Source organism: Clostridium bowmanii (assembly GCF_018861315.1).
Classification (GTDB): Bacteria; Bacillota; Clostridia; order Clostridiales; family Clostridiaceae; genus Clostridium_AD; species Clostridium_AD bowmanii.
Map to the genome: position 1 here is coordinate 50,724 of NZ_JAHLDL010000011.1, position 15,263 is coordinate 65,986.

14 protein-coding genes and 1 tRNA gene are annotated in these 15,263 nt (G+C 31.9%); 1 reads left to right on the forward strand and 14 read right to left on the reverse strand.

All coding sequences use genetic code 11. The features are described from left to right. The 8 genes from KPL51_RS09195 to KPL51_RS09230 all read right to left on the reverse strand — a co-directional run bounded on the left by KPL51_RS09195 (position 1) and on the right by KPL51_RS09230 (position 8,207). Positions 1-1,383 (reverse strand): V-type ATP synthase subunit B, encoded by a 1,383-nt coding sequence (locus KPL51_RS09195; RefSeq protein WP_216159909.1) that lies wholly within the window; start codon positions 1,381-1,383, stop codon positions 1-3. Positions 1,384-1,433: 50 nt separating this feature from the next. Further along, a complete protein-coding gene (locus tag KPL51_RS09200) occupies positions 1,434-3,191 on the reverse strand; it encodes a V-type ATP synthase subunit A (RefSeq protein WP_216159912.1) in 1,758 nt (585 codons plus the stop codon). A gap of 70 nt (positions 3,192-3,261) precedes the next feature. Continuing rightward, positions 3,262-3,879 (reverse strand): V-type ATP synthase subunit E, encoded by a 618-nt coding sequence (locus KPL51_RS09205; RefSeq protein ID WP_216159915.1) that lies wholly within the window; start codon positions 3,877-3,879, stop codon positions 3,262-3,264. 92 nt (positions 3,880-3,971) lie between these two features. Beyond that, positions 3,972-4,280 (reverse strand): V-type ATP synthase subunit F, encoded by a 309-nt coding sequence (locus KPL51_RS09210; protein WP_216159918.1) that lies wholly within the window; start codon positions 4,278-4,280, stop codon positions 3,972-3,974. Between the two features lie 17 nt (positions 4,281-4,297). Then, positions 4,298-4,723, reverse strand: a complete 426-nt coding sequence (locus tag KPL51_RS09215) for an ATP synthase subunit C (RefSeq protein WP_216159921.1) — start codon at positions 4,721-4,723, stop codon at positions 4,298-4,300. Positions 4,724-4,833: 110 nt separating this feature from the next. Then, on the reverse strand, positions 4,834-6,801 hold the full coding sequence (locus KPL51_RS09220) for a V-type ATP synthase subunit I (RefSeq protein WP_216159924.1): 1,968 nt from the start codon (positions 6,799-6,801) through the stop codon (positions 4,834-4,836). A gap of 38 nt (positions 6,802-6,839) precedes the next feature. Beyond that, a complete protein-coding gene (locus KPL51_RS09225; protein WP_216159927.1) occupies positions 6,840-7,880 on the reverse strand; it encodes a V-type ATPase subunit in 1,041 nt (346 codons plus the stop codon). 12 nt (positions 7,881-7,892) lie between these two features. Next, complete coding sequence (locus tag KPL51_RS09230; protein WP_216159930.1) at positions 7,893-8,207, reverse strand: hypothetical protein; 315 nt, start codon at positions 8,205-8,207, stop codon at positions 7,893-7,895. 309 nt (positions 8,208-8,516) lie between these two features. On the opposite strand from KPL51_RS09230, the gene KPL51_RS09235 reads away from it, so the two are divergent. Continuing rightward, a complete protein-coding gene (locus KPL51_RS09235) occupies positions 8,517-8,816 on the forward strand; it encodes a hypothetical protein (protein ID WP_216159934.1) in 300 nt (99 codons plus the stop codon). A 77-nt stretch (positions 8,817-8,893) separates the two neighbouring features. Here KPL51_RS09235 and KPL51_RS09240 read toward each other — a convergent pair whose 3' ends face one another. The 6 genes from KPL51_RS09240 to selD form a co-directional block, all read right to left on the reverse strand. Further along, on the reverse strand, positions 8,894-9,676 hold the full coding sequence (locus KPL51_RS09240; protein ID WP_216159937.1) for a protein-glutamine gamma-glutamyltransferase: 783 nt from the start codon (positions 9,674-9,676) through the stop codon (positions 8,894-8,896). Positions 9,677-9,706: 30 nt separating this feature from the next. Next, positions 9,707-10,471, reverse strand: coding sequence for a hypothetical protein (locus tag KPL51_RS09245; protein ID WP_216159941.1), 765 nt, complete (start codon positions 10,469-10,471; stop codon positions 9,707-9,709). Positions 10,472-10,633: 162 nt separating this feature from the next. Beyond that, a tRNA-Sec gene (locus tag KPL51_RS09250) sits at positions 10,634-10,730 on the reverse strand. 97 nt (positions 10,731-10,827) lie between these two features. Next, the gene (gene selB, locus KPL51_RS09255; RefSeq protein ID WP_216159944.1) at positions 10,828-12,744 is read right to left on the reverse strand and encodes a selenocysteine-specific translation elongation factor; all 1,917 of its coding nucleotides are present in this window, start codon (positions 12,742-12,744) and stop codon (positions 10,828-10,830) included. A 45-nt stretch (positions 12,745-12,789) separates the two neighbouring features. Then, complete coding sequence (gene selA, locus KPL51_RS09260; RefSeq protein WP_216159948.1) at positions 12,790-14,169, reverse strand: L-seryl-tRNA(Sec) selenium transferase; 1,380 nt, start codon at positions 14,167-14,169, stop codon at positions 12,790-12,792. Between the two features lie 50 nt (positions 14,170-14,219). Next, a complete protein-coding gene (gene selD, locus KPL51_RS09265) occupies positions 14,220-15,248 on the reverse strand; it encodes a selenide, water dikinase SelD (protein WP_216159951.1) in 1,029 nt (342 codons plus the stop codon). Positions 15,249-15,263: the final 15 nt, after the last annotated feature.

Here is a 15,263-nt window from a genome sequence, read left to right on the forward strand (position 1 = left end):
CTACAACACCGCCGCTACATAATATTTATCTAGAATTTTAGGCGAAACCCTATCCAGTTCATTCCTAGGCAATATACCAAGAATTTTCCAAGCTAAATCTAAAGTTTCTTCCATATCCCTATTTTCATCATAGTCCTGTTTTAAAAATCTTTCTTCAAAAGCTCTACCAAAATCCATGTATATCTTGTCTGTTTCTGAAAGCTCATCTTCTCCTATAACCTGCGCTAATGCTATTACATCTTGCACCCTAGAGTAAGCTGCAAATATCTGATTAGATACATCTCCATGATCTTCCCTTGTAAACCCTTCACCAATGCCATCTTTCATAAGCCTAGAAAGCGATGATAAAATATTTACTGGAGGATATATGTCTCTTTGCTGAATTCCTCTACTTAAAACAATTTGCCCTTCCGTAATGAAACCTGTAAGATCAGGCACTGGATGCGTTATATCATCGTTAGGCATAGTGAGTATTGGTATTTGTGTTATGCTACCCTTTTTCCCTTTCATCATACCAGCTCTTTCGTAAAGCGATGCCAGATCAGAATATAGATATCCGGGGTAACCCTTTCTACTTGGAACCTCTTCTTTTAATGATGAAAGTTCCCTTAAAGCTTCACAATAATTAGTCATATCTGTAAGTATTACAAGCACATGCATATCTTCTTCAAAAGCTAAGTATTCTGCAGCAGTAAGCGCACATCTTGGGGCTATGATCCTCTCAACTATAGGATCATCAGCTAAATTTGTAAACATAACTACCTTTTCGAGTACTCCCGCTTCTTCAAAACTTTTCTTAAAAAAGTTAGCATCATCATACTTTATTCCCATAGCTCCAAATACTATACAGAATTTTTCGTCTGCCTCACTAGAAACTTTTGCTTGCCTTACTATTTGCGCCGCTAGCTCATTATGAGCCATACCATTTCCAGAGAATATAGGAAGTTTTTGTCCTCGTATTAATGTAGCAAGGCAATCTATAGACGATATTCCTGTTTGTATATAATCTCTAGGATATCTTCTAGCTACAGGGTTCATAGGCCTTCCATTTATATCATATTTCTTTGAAGAATAAACTTCCCCACCATTATCTCTTGGGTCACCTATTCCATTAAATTCTCTACCTAATATATCCTTTGTAATAGCTATTTTAAAGGATTCACCTTTAAAATGCACTGAAGTATTGTCCACTGACATTCCAGTTGTTGTTTCAAAGACTTGTACTATAGCCTTGTCTTTATATATTTGAACAACTTTTCCCTTTTTTTTATCTTTTCCATCAACCAATATATCAACTATTTCATCATAGGCAACGTCTTCCACATTAGAAAGTATAATTAAAGGGCCTTGAACTTTATTTAACATTAAATATTCTTTCTTCATTTTGCACCTCCTTGCTAGTATCTATAGGTATACAATAATTATCCGATACCTTACTTGTATTTTTCTATAAGCTCCTCAAAATAACTTGCTAATTCACTTTCTAAATCATCTATTAGCTCTGGATTATCATTGGGCACATTGTACTTCATTTTATAAAGTTTTTCCATTAATTCCTTATTCATTATAACTGAAATTGGTATTCCAAATTTTACAGCCTTGCGTCCACTATCATAAAAGAATTCTATAGCTTTAAGCATTTTGTATTGTTTGTTTAAAGGCACATAAGTGTCCACGGCATTATATGCATTTTGTTGGAGGAATGCTATTTTAAGACATTTTGCTATCTCTATGATAAGCCTTTGTTCGTCTGGAAGTACATCCTCACCTACTAGCTTAACTATCTCTAAAAGCTTATTTTCTTCATATAAAAGTTTAAGCATCTTTGCTCTTAATTCCATTACGTCCGCCGCCACGTTTTCCTCATACCAATCTTTTAAAAGTGAAACGTATCCGCTATAACTAGTTAGCCAGTTTATTGCTGGATAATGCCTTGCATAAGCCAATTTTTTATCAAGACCTAAAAAGGCTGAAACAAATCTTTTCGTATTTTGAGTAACAGGTTCTGAAAAATCTCCGCCAGCAGGAGAAACTGCTCCAATTACTGTAACAGATCCTTCAGTATCATTTAAGTTTTCTACATATCCTGCTCTTTCATAGAACTCTGCAATTCTTGATGGAAGATAAGCTGGATATCCTTCTTCAGCAGGCATCTCTTCTAGTCTACCTGAAATCTCACGGAGTGCTTCAGCCCATCTTGAAGTTGAGTCTGCCATTATAGCAACATGATATCCCATATCCCTAAAATATTCTGCTATAGTTATGCCTGTATAAATACTTGCTTCTCTTGCAGCTACGGGCATATTTGATGTATTTGCTATAAGTACAGTCCTATTCATTAGTGGCAAATCAGTTCTAGGATCTATTAGTTTTGGAAAGTCTTCTAGAACTTCTGTCATTTCATTTCCTCTTTCTCCGCAACCAATGTACACTATAATATCTGCATCAGACCACTTTGCAAGCTGATGTTGAGTTATAGTCTTTCCAGTACCAAACCCTCCAGGAATAGCACAAGTTCCTCCCTTAGCCAGTGGAAAAAATATATCTATTATTCTTTGTCCCGTAATAAGAGGTTTAAAAATAGTTTTTTTATCTTTTACTGGTCTTGGCTGTCTTACAGGCCAAGATTGGTAAAGTTTAAGTTCATGAATATTCTCGCCCTGCTTTAATTTAACTACTACTGTTTCTATATTATAGCTTCCACTTTCACTTACCTCTACTACTGTTCCAAATACTCCAGGTGGTACCATTATCTTATGTATAATAGTTTCTGTTTCTTGAACAGTTGCATATATATGTCCCTGCTTTAATTCATCTCCAAGTTTTACTGTAATATCTACATCCCAAAGTTTTTCTTCATCAAGTGAAATAAGGCCTATACCCTCTGGTAAAAATCCATGGGACATTTCATTTATTTTTTCTAGTGGCCTCTCAATTCCATCAAATATATTTCCTAGTATCCCTGGTCCAAGTTTAAGAGAAAGAGGATTTCCAGTGGAAATCACAGGTTCACCTATCTTAAGACCACTAGTTTCTTCATAGACCTGAATAGTTGCGTAGTCATCTTCTAGTATTATGATTTCACCTATGAGCTTTTTTTCCCCCACCATGACCATTTCTCTCATTTTAAAGCCTTTCATGTGCTCAGCTTTTATAACTGGACCATTCACTCCCATTATATTTCCTTCCATGCTTTTCCTCCCCTTGATAAATCATCTTTTTCAAAGCTGCCAAATCAGTGGACAGATGAGAATTCCCAGCTTACTGCAAGGCTAGCATTTCCATAACTCTAACACCAATTATTTCTTTACTTTCTTGTAATTTGGAAAATATACTGCTATCTATTTTAAATTTTCCCTCAAAATCTTTTATTATTATGCCGCCTATAAAGTCCTCCTCAGAAATCTTTATATCCACATTTCTATCGCTATAATCACTAAGTATAACCCCAATTTCATTTTGAAATTTTTCATAATCTCTTTTTAATAATATAATAAAATACTTTCCACTATCCATTCCTTTTAGGGACTTTTCTAATAAGCTAAGAAAATAAGGTTTATATTCTGGAGTTGAGACAAATTCTACAAGCTTCTCTCGTACATTTTCTAGTGCCTCAGAAATTAACTTATCCTTAAGAAATAACATTTCTCTTTGCTTATTAAGCTTCTCTTTGGCCACTAGTCCATTTGCTTTAATATTAGATTTTTTTGTAACCTCTCTTTGAAGACTAAGCCTCAGAACTTCTATCTTCTCTTTTTCTTTATTTATTTTTTTTTCAGCCTCCACACTAAAGGCCTCTAATTTTTCTTCTTTTTCTTCATTTACTTTGTCATATATTATTTTAGAAAACAAACTTATCTTATCTTCAATGGTGGTCATAACCAAACCTCCTGCCAATTCTTATGCTTCTGGTGTACTAATTATATAAATATACTTTTAAATATACTTTCAATTATATAAATATACTTTTATTATAATTTAAGCCCTATAGCCTCTTTAACATATCTTAATATAGAGTCACTACCTTTATTTGAACCATGCCTATCAGGAATCTCTACCAAAAGAGGTCTTTCCTTAGATAATTTTATTTTACTTACCTCCTCTGGTACTAGATCACTAATTATCTCTGTTACTATTATTATTCCTATAGCCTCATCCATTTTTAATTGTTCGATTTTTTTAACTATTTCTTCTTTTTCATGAAGAACAATACCTTCTAGCCCCGCCATTTGCATACCTACAAAGGTATCAATATTATCACTTATTAAATAGCTTTTCATAAGCCTCTCTCCTAAAATTATAATTTCGCAAGTATCAGTATAGAAATAATAAGTCCATATATAGCAATACCTTCTCCAAGACCAACAAAGATAAGAGTTTTACCAAGTATCTTTGGATCTTCAGATACTGCACCTAAGGCAGAAGAACCAACTGCTCCTACAGCATATCCTGCACCAATAGTTGCAAGTCCTGTAGAAAGTCCTGCCGCTAAATATCCAAGTCCAGCAGCAGGGTTTACTGCCACCGCTGTTGCAGCACGCGCTACGCTTGGAATATTTACTATTAAAGCACCCATCATAACCGGAATAAATACACCTAGGTTTATTTTAAGTGCTTTTTTTATCTTTTGTTTTCCTAAAAGATCTATTTTACTTTGCTGAACAACACCATAAGTAATAGTAGCTATAACAACACAAAATGTTAACATTAATAATATAGTCATAATTTTTATTCCTCCTTTTAATATCGAGTGCACTACACTCCGCACTAATAAGTTTCATTAACTTTATCCATAAATAAGATATTTTTTTAATCTATATTCTTTTATATGTGTTACTTAAGTCTAACCTTCACAGGCTCAAAAGTAGTTCCCCCACCTTCATAATACTTGCTAAATAATTCATAGTATTCAAGTCTTAACCCTTGTATAAATACTATGAGCCCCTCAAGACATATAATTATTACATTTCCAAGTATTAGTATTAATATTGAAGCAAATCCATTCTTAGTCATAGCAGCCATGGCAGAAAATGCAACAAAAAGTCCAACGTGATTTAATGCAAAAGCACCTATTCTTATAAATGAGAGTGTATTAGTAAACATAGCTAAAAGTGTTTCTATTACTTCGAAACCTGATTCTATAAAATAATCCTTGGCTCCAGCTTCAAATAATATTTTTTTACCTAAAATCATATTAGCTAGTGGCTCTTTTAGCAATATCAATAATAAGAAAAATACAAAATAGATTATCCAAATAGTTGTTGGTAATAATGGATTTTTATACACTATAGAAACTATTAGTATTAATGCTCCAACATAGAACATAAAACCTGCTAGTCCTTCTTTTCCAAAAAGTCCACGTTCTATATCTTTCCGCCTTAAACTGTTAGTAATTCCCAGTACAAACCCTAAAAGTAAGAACCCGCATCCAAATATAATTGCGGTAATTAATATATCATTAATATGTTCCATAGGCCTAATTAGCAGTGCTGGAACTACCTTTTCAGAACCAAACACACTTCCATATAGAAATCCGAATACTACAGAACTTATCCCAAGCCGTTCAAAAACTCCGCCCAAATTAGGTCTTTTAAACTTATTTACTAATATAAATCCTGCTAAAAGCAGAACTAATCCTTGTCCTGCATCTCCAAACATAGCACCAAACATCAATGTATACGTTATGGCCAAAAAAATAGTGGGATCGATTTCATCATAGCTAGGAACACCATACATTCCAACCATGCTCTCAAAAGGCTTAAATAATTTATTGTTTCTAAGCATTGTTGGTGGATTTATATCTTTATTGGTTCTTTCATTAGGATCTTTTTTAATAATCAATATTCTGTCATCAAAACTTGAAAGTAGCTTATTAAAGTTTTCCATAAAATTATTAGGTATCCAACCAGAAAGATAGAAAAATTCATTTGTGCCAGCAGCACTTTTTTTAATTTCTCCAGACTTTTGCTCCAATTCATAACTGTTTTGAAGATTTTTTATAGTTTTATAATTCTCATTCAAAAAATCATTAAGCTGCTTTTCAGTTTCCTCTATAGATTGTTGTACCTGGTTTATTTCATCGCCTACTGTTACTGCTACTTCTTTAGGCATTCCCGTGTAATCATCTGGCACTGGTATTTTTTCACAATTTGCAGATTTAAAAATTCTTTCCGTCTCTACTACCAAAAGTATAGGTGTGAACGATATAAATATAACGGAATCCTTTTCTTTATAAATAGATTTTATTACCGAGGGGATATTCTCATAATTAGCTTTTATTTTAGCCATATTTTGCACTGGCACTTTGTACAATCCCATTTGAAAATTTTTCATATTAGTAATATCTTCCATAGGAAGAGATACATTTGTTAAAAATTTCAATGCCTCATGAGTGTTTTTAAGATATTGCTGTTTTTCTTTTAATTTCTCTAATTTTATGTTCAAAAGCTCATATTTGCTATAAACCTCTGATAACTTCTTTTCCATGATATCAGGATCAAAAATTATCTCTTTAATATATTCTTTCCTTATACCAAAGCTATTTTGAGCCTCTTCAAGTTTCTCGATATGTTTTAAACTTATATTATAGTCCTTATCATATACGTACGGTCTTATATAACTTACATCCATTAAAGCCTCTATATTATCCGTAGAGGTTTTAAGTACAAAGTCTGACGAATTTATTTCATGCAAAGCACTAACTGGTTGCATACAGCCTTCTAGTGCCAACATTTTAGTTAACTTATCAAAATCTGTAATGGCTCCAACTAAATTAACCATATGCATTTTTTCTATAGACACAAAATCACCTCCTGCGATCCTCTGTGGTAGATAGTATTTTAGATTTTAACAGAGACAAAATTAACACCTTCATCTATAGCAACGGAATATCTCTTTTGTTCTAATATAGATATAATATCACTTACTTCAATTCTATAAAACATAAGATAACTCATAACCATACTAATGTTAGTCTTATTTTCTCTCAGAATTTTCTTTAAATATTTCTTTTGGAATTCCCTTTCCTGCTTCTCAATGGAATTGGGATCATCTTTTTCATATATATGAGCATAGGGTGTTTTTTCTATTAAACTATGCAATTCATCAATATTATTTACATAACAAAGCTGTCTAAGCTCTTCCTTTGATAGTTTATATCCATTGTATATAGTGTAGTTAAACAATTCTTCTGGTGGTATTTTATAAAAGGTCTTTCCCCTATATATCCAACTTAAATTTAGTAGGTCTGCTTCAAGGCCAATTATACTATGCACCACTTCACTATTCTCCTTGTCTAGATGCTTGAGCTCTTTCCTAATTGTCGTAAAATAAACAAAATCGAGTTCTGTTTCAATCCTAAACAATCCTTTTTCATTTATGCCTTTTGATAAATTTTTTAAACTCTTGTAATATATGCTTCCTTTTAATCCTTCCACAACCTCTTCTACATTTTTCAGAGCTAATAAATAATCATAATTTATTGTATTTAGGGAACTTCTAGCAATTAACCTCTTTGAAATTTCATCGTAACTGTGTCCCAAATATTTGCCTCTAATAATTACTTTTAAATCTTCTATTTCCCATCTTACAAAAAAAGCTTTTATAAGCTTCCTATATTCACCATTAAAATAATTTATAAATTTACTATAAATATTTATATAGTGTTTATGTAAAATAATCTCTAAATCGCCCCTGTGAATCTTATCTAAGTTATATGGTTCCAAAAGCTGCGCATAGTTAGTTTCCTCTTTTAAAACTTTAACAGTACTTTTAAAGTCTTTACATTTTAACAATTTCAAGTACTGGTCATCCTTAAGCATCTTTCCCATTAAAGCCTTTACTTTAGAATTTATGGCACTAAACACAACAACACTTCCCATATATTTCAACTCCTATAGCGACTCTATTATTCCATTAAATACGCCCTCTACTATTGTTAATTTATTGCTATGATATTTAATGTTAATTTTATTTAATCCTTCTTCTTTTTCTGCTCTTATATTTTTAGCTTTTTCCTCAGCCTCAATTATTTTTTCATTGCTTATAGTGTTCTTAATATTTTTAGATTCTTCTTCCCAGCTATCTTTCATATCTACTATTGTTTTTTCAAGTTCATTTTGTTTCTCTTTTAGTAGTTCATCAATTCCTTTTCTATAACTTTCAGCATCTTTATCTATGCTCATTATTTTGTTCATTACAAATTCCAAAGCCTCGCCCCCAATATATTTAAAATAATACATCATTTTGATTTTAACTATAATAATGGATATTAAGTATCCTTTCATTATATTACCCTTAAAGCATAATGTCGAAATCCATTTTGGGCACAATATAAGCATTTATTAATGAATTTGAGTGTTATTAAGATATATTGTGCAATTAGCTAACACTAGCTATGTTTATCGCAGGTATACCCCTATAAAGTACGTCCTTCTATAAAATTCACCTTTATATTACCTGAATCATGTAGTATACTTATACATTATGGTGAAATACAATAACAAAGGAGAATATTTATGAAAGATGATATAAAAGAAATTGAAGACAGTGTATTAAACTATCTTTATGAAAGCAGAAATGCCTCCCCACAAAGCTTAGCAAAAATTAAGTTAGCTATTAATTTAGGCAACGGTAAAGGTAATCTTAGAGTATTCAAATCTTCTCTTGAATTACTAATGAAAAAGAGACTTATAACTAAACAAGCAGTCAGAGGAAATTATAAAATTGAACCTACTGGAATAGAGGCTGTTGAAGGAAACAAAAATATTGAAGAGAACGAAAATATACAAACACCTGAAAATGTTGAAGGACAATAAAAAAAAGAGCATATGCTCTTTTTTTTACTACAAGGCGCTACATACTTTATATCTATTACTCTTTAATAAATTCAATCTCAATTTTTATTGGTAGACGTTGAAATAAATTTATAATATATATTGGCTAAATTTATAAAATCTAGACGTGCAGCTGAATCTAATAAATAAGCAGTTTCTTTTGCTTTCTTTATTCTATATTTATTTAATTCACTAATTATTTCTTCAGCATTTCCGATGCCTATACCATGTCCAAAATATATTTCTTTACCTAAGTCTATAACATTTTCTCCTTGCCATTCAGGTGTTACTGGATTTACATCAGGACTATAAACGTATCTTCTATCCCCTGGTAAATAATCACTATGTTTTTCTAAAATACCAACATCCTCAAGCAAACTATCAATATAATGCCAATTCATTAAGTGTATTTCGGGAAATAGTTCATTGAAGAGTTTGTCGCCAAGTATATTAAGCAATGCTTGATAATAAATAATAATCATTGCAGTAGCACATTCAGTACCATATTTAGAACTATTTATAGAAATATCCTTTATAGCATCACTAGGAATTATACCTTTTTTTAATTTAAATCCACCTTCCTCAGTACGATCCCAATATTCAAGATTACACATTGATTTACGAAAGATTGTAAATGACATATGGTCTTCATTGAGTCTTATAGCAGCAATAACAATATCTTTTCGTAATTTCAACTCAAACTGCAACTGATTTAACGAATCATATTCGTACCTATCCTTACTTAACTCCATCTTGTTAATGATATCTCTTTCAATACCGTTTGGCTTATATTCATTTATAAAAGCATCAACTTTAACAATATTGTTAGGCATTATAATCATTTACTATCTCCTCTAATTATTATATTGAGTTTAGAAGCTATGAGTTTCAGCGCATAACCTAGCTTCTGCAATTCTTATTTGTTTAGGTATGGAATTGTTAATCCATGATATCCATAAATATATGTTTTCATAATAGATTCTAAGTGAGAATGTAGATAGCAACATCTTATTATCTTCATCTAAATTGTTAAAATAACCTAATAACTTTTTTTCTTTTACAGTGTATGGCATTAATGGTTTACCAGTATAAAGAGATACCCGTCTACACAAATATTTGGCATCTAATTCTACAATATAGGGTATAGGCTTACTGGTTCTCTGAAAACTTTCCCCCGTAAAATATAAAAACGGATAATTCTCACTAATCCAGTTTAAAAAAGCAACATATTGATTTTCACTACCTCTTCTATTCATATCTATAGAAGGTACAAAGTCTAAAAGTTTGCAAGCTAATTTAACATCATTCACGTTATCTGAACATAAATAATTTGCTATGAGCATTAAGCTATGAGGGTCTCTTGCTTGAAAAAATGTCCAAATTAGATCATGGTTATAAAGACCTTTTCTGTTTCTAAAAAATATCATGTCAACTATAATAGGTAATATTGTTTTATCATTGTGACCCTTAATTAAAAGTGTTGCAATAGAATCCAAAATTTCATCCTTATCATTGCTTTGACCATTCTCAGATAAGCCTCTAGCAAACATGCCTCTCAAAACAGGATAACCTATTTCTTTATACTCAGATGATAAATATTCATTTGAAAAATTCCAGGTATTTATATATTTAATCACATATGATCTCCCCTTTATTTTTAATATAAATAAAGAACCATATTATATAATACTATTAATATAGCTTTATTGTTAAAGGAATCATGATGAAAAAGTCAAAAAATAAAAAGCGACCCAGAATACATAAAATTATGTATCTAGGCCGCAATATGTCGAATTAATTGGCGGGAATATGTGTGAATCGAACACACCCATCGTGGTATTAGCACGACAACACAGTTTTGAAGACTGGCAGGCACACCAGCACCTATCTACTCCCATTAGCTTTGTTTCAGTGATAATTATAACATATCCTAATACTACTATCAATAGCAATATGCATATTTTTGTCGAATTATTGATTACATTGGGGCTATTTAACTTTCTTTATATAATATCCTATCATTTTCTACTCTTTTAGTTAATTTTATACCATCAAAATGTTCTAAAAGGGCTACTGCAAATTTTCTGCTTGTATCAAATACTCCCCTAGCGGAAGAGGCTGCTATACTACCATTTTCTTTTATATAATTACACACTAGAGTTTTCGAATTTTCATAATGATCTTTTGTAAATATACAATCCTCCGCTACCTTTACTAATTGTTCATTATCTATCATGGAATCAAAAACCATTTTAAAGTTCTTTTTATCCTTTTCGCTTTGGATCAAATCACTATATTTAGGGGTATTGTATCTCCCTTTATCATAAGCTAAAATAATACTCTTTCTCAAGTTTTCTTGCTCATTTGTATATTGTATCCAAAAATCGTATAAAGATACATATTTTTCATATACTTTTATAGCATTTCTCTCTTCCATTAGCATCAATAATTCGTCATAGGTCTTTTGCTTTATATTTTTTCCGAAAATCTTATTCTTAATTTCTTCTTTTGGCATACCGCCCTTAAGCGGGTTTTCATTATGATACACTGTTAAAATTCGCTCTATTTCCTCTATCTTTTGCTTTATGAAATCCTTATGTATATATATTGTCTTATCTAATGCTGTTAGTTTAATTATTATATTATCATCTACCAGTGTTTGTAATTTATCTTCTATGCCTTGTTCATTTTTACCTAGTGCTTTTAATATAACATTGGCATCCGGGTAATCTCCACTTAATTTACTAAGAGTATTTTCTAAAATGTTTTCAGTTGTTCCACTCTCTTTAATCTTAAGGTCATCAATATATTTTTCATTAAATCTTTTGACCTTGTCCGCGGAAGGATTAATAACCATACCTCCAGCAATAGTGTACATAGGTGAATAGCTTCTAAGCACAAATCTGTCATTTCTTTGAGCATTAATCTGTTTTTCTAATCTTAATTGTACATAAGCACTTTCTCCTGGAGCTATTTCCTCTCTATCTAAAATAACCACTCTACACAAAATTTCATCTGTTCCATGATATAATCTAACTCTTTGCCTATTAACTAGCGGTTTTTTTGCACTTTTTAGGTAATAAAGCACACAATCAATTGAGAAAGAAGGTTCCATTATGTTTACCTTTGAAACTACATCTCCCCTACCTATTTCACTTAATTTTATATTAGCTAGGTTTATAGCACACCTTTGACCTGCTTCTCCAAATCCTTCAGGCTTATCATGAATTTGGATACCTCTAACCTTTGTAACTACTTTTGAAGGATATACTTCTATAGTATCCCCTACTTTTACTCTTCCACTTATTATTGTTCCAGTCACAACGCTGCCAAAACCGCTTATAGTAAATGCTCTATCCACAGGTAACCTAAAATGTCCTTCTGTGTCTTTAGCCGCAACTTCTTCTGTGATTTTATCTATATCTTTAATTAATGCTTCAAGGCCTATTTTAGTTTTTGATGATACTGCATGAATTGGTGCATTTTCTAAAAATGTACCTTTAAATTCCTGGGTCAAATCTCCTTTAATCATTTCAATCCATTCAGCATCTACTAAATCAGATTTTGTAAGCACTATGATTCCTTTTTTAACATTTAGCAATTGTAATATTTCAAAATGCTCTCTGGTTTGAGGCATAATGCCCTCATCTGCTGCTATGACCAGTAGAACCACATCTATACTACTTATTCCTGCTAGCATGTTCTTAATAAATTTCTCATGACCCGGAACATCAATAATTCCAGCTCTCCTACCAGATGGTAAATCAAAGTAGGTGAATCCTAAATTTATAGAAATACCTCTATCTTTTTCTTCTTTTAAAGTATCTGTTTCTCTACCAGTTAATGCTTTAATTAAAGTTGTTTTACCATGATCTATATGCCCCGCTGTTCCTATAATTATATGCTTCATTTAAGCCACATCCTTTCTATAAAAATATAGGCATGCAACCTATTTTTACATTGTCCTAAAAGCCTCTGTAATAATTCCATAATCCTTTTCGAATAGTGTTCTAAGGTCCATTATTACCTCATTATTATTAATTCTGGCAATTATAGCTACTTCATTCATTCTTAATTTTTCTTCTATTTGTGGTGCTGTAAAACTTTCACTTTTTATTTTTATGACATAAGTTTCTATTTTTTCTGTAGGCATGGAACCCCCACCAACCATTGAATAATCATTATCTATTGTGAAAGTGAATTTATCAGTTTTATTTTGAAGCTTTCTTTTTAGTTTTTGTGCTCTTTTCTTAAGCTCATCTTTTGGACATAAAAGCATATTTAAAGTTGGTATGTTATTAATAGCCTCTGTTTCTTCTAAATAATGCTTAAGGGTACCTTCTAAAGCTGCCAAAGTCATTTTATCTATTCGGAGCGCTCTAGTTAGTTGATTTCTCTTCATTCTATTAACATACTTTGCTTTACCTACTATAATTCCAGCTTGAGGACCACCTAACATCTTATCTCCACTAAAGGTTAATACATCTATACCTTTTCTTATACTTTCTTGAACTGTGGGTTCATAAACAAACCCATATTTAGAGTAATCTACAAGAACACCACTGCCTATATCTTCAACCACTGGCACTTCGTTTTCATTTCCCAGCTTTACTAAATCTTCTATAGATACTTCCTCTGTAAATCCCATGATTTTAAAATTAGAAGTATGCACTTTTAACAATACACCTGTATTTTCGGTAATATTATCTTGATAATCATATAAATGGGTTCTATTGGTTGTACCTACTTCCACTAGTTTAGCTCCACTAAATTTCATAATGTCAGGAACTCTAAAAGAGCCACCAATTTCAACTAATTGTCCTCTAGATACTATTGCTTCCTTTTCCCTACAAAGTGTATCTAGCGCAAGCATTACTGCAGCTGCATTGTTGTTTACCACCATAGCAGCCTCTGCACCTGTTATTTTTATAAGTAGATCCTCTATATGCGAATATCTAGATCCCCTTTTGCCTTTTTCTATGTCATATTCAAGATTGTTATAATTTTCAGCAACATTAATTACCCTGTCAATTGCATCCTTTGATAGCAGAGATCTTCCTAAATTTGTATGAACCACTGTTCCCGTAGCATTTATAACTTTTCTAAGCTTTGGAAGGTTCTTCTTATTTAGTAACATAATAGAATGTGTCATTACCTCTTCTTTTGTTAATGATTGTATTTCATCATTTAAAATTGCTTTTCTATAAACTTCTATAGCCTCTCTTAAGGAATCTAGTACAATAACTCTCATACTATTACCTAACTGCTGCTTTATTGTTTCTTCCTGAAGCAGTTCATCTACCTTAGGTAAACTTCTTAATAATTCTCTATTCATTGTAATCACCCCGCACTTATTTTATTAATTAGATTATTCTGTTAATTAAATTATTCAACAGTAATATACTTATCTTGCAGTGGTATTACTTCTCCAATGATTTGGGATTTTAGTTCTAACTCATTTAACTTAACCATAAGTTTTTTTGCCTCTTCTTTTGTGCAAGATACTAAAAGTCCACCAGAAGTTTGGGGATCAAATAGTATATCCTCTAACCATTCCGGAATGCTTCTAAGCTCATACTTACCTTCTAAGTATGCTTTATTGTTATAAGTCCCTGCAGGTACTAGACCTATCTTTGCATACTCTTTGGCCTCTTTTATATAGGGTATATTTTCTTTAAATAATTTCAAACTTATATTTGACCCCTCTGCCATCTCATAGCAGTGACCCATGATACCAAAACCTGTTATATCCGTACAAGCACTTACGTGATGCTCTACAATAATTTCTCCAGCATATTTATTTAACGTACTCATAACTTTTACTGCTATATCATAAGCGTCTTTGGAAGCCATTTCAGCTTTTATTGCTGTACTAATTATACCAGTGCCCAAGGGTTTTGTTAAAATTAACACCTCTCCTACATTGCAACCATAATTTCTAAGTACTTTATCAGGATGCACAATTCCCATCACTGATAGACCATATTTAGGTTCATCATCTTGTACTGAATGCCCACCCATTACTATTGCTCCAGCTTCTAGTACTTTATCTGCTCCGCCTTTTAAAATCTCTCCAAGTATATCTATATTTAAACAATTGGGAAAACATACTATATTTAAGGCTAATGTTGGTTTTCCTCCCATAGCATACACGTCACTTAATGAATTTGCTGCTGCTATTTGCCCAAAAACATATGGGTCGTCAACCACAGGTGTAAAAAAGTCTAAGGTTTGAATAGCTGCAATTTCATCACTTAATTTGTATACTGCTGCATCATCCGAAGTTTCAAATCCAACAATTAAATTTTCACTTTCCATTTTAGGTAATTTATCTAATATCTTTGCCAAGGCCCCCGGCCCTATTTTCGCTGCTCAGCCAGAGGTTTTCGAAAATTCTGTAAGTCTCTTATCCATATTAACCTCCTTGTA

What these genes read in the sequence shown, in the direction of transcription:
- KPL51_RS09195 (WP_216159909.1), bottom strand. Translation starts at nt 1,383, where the DNA reads ATGAAGAAAGAATATTTAATGTTAAATAAAGTTCAAGGCCCTTTAATT.
- KPL51_RS09200 (WP_216159912.1), bottom strand. Translation starts at nt 3,191, where the DNA reads ATGGAAGGAAATATAATGGGAGTGAATGGTCCAGTTATAAAAGCTGAG.
- KPL51_RS09205 (WP_216159915.1), bottom strand. Translation starts at nt 3,879, where the DNA reads ATGACCACCATTGAAGATAAGATAAGTTTGTTTTCTAAAATAATATAT.
- KPL51_RS09210 (WP_216159918.1), bottom strand. Translation starts at nt 4,280, where the DNA reads ATGAAAAGCTATTTAATAAGTGATAATATTGATACCTTTGTAGGTATG.
- KPL51_RS09215 (WP_216159921.1), bottom strand. Translation starts at nt 4,723, where the DNA reads ATGACTATATTATTAATGTTAACATTTTGTGTTGTTATAGCTACTATT.
- KPL51_RS09225 (WP_216159927.1), bottom strand. Translation starts at nt 7,880, where the DNA reads ATGGGAAGTGTTGTTGTGTTTAGTGCCATAAATTCTAAAGTAAAGGCT.
- KPL51_RS09235 (WP_216159934.1), top strand. Translation starts at nt 8,517, where the DNA reads ATGAAAGATGATATAAAAGAAATTGAAGACAGTGTATTAAACTATCTT.
- KPL51_RS09240 (WP_216159937.1), bottom strand. Translation starts at nt 9,676, where the DNA reads ATGATTATAATGCCTAACAATATTGTTAAAGTTGATGCTTTTATAAAT.
- selB (WP_216159944.1), bottom strand. Translation starts at nt 12,744, where the DNA reads ATGAAGCATATAATTATAGGAACAGCGGGGCATATAGATCATGGTAAA.
- selA (WP_216159948.1), bottom strand. Translation starts at nt 14,169, where the DNA reads ATGAATAGAGAATTATTAAGAAGTTTACCTAAGGTAGATGAACTGCTT.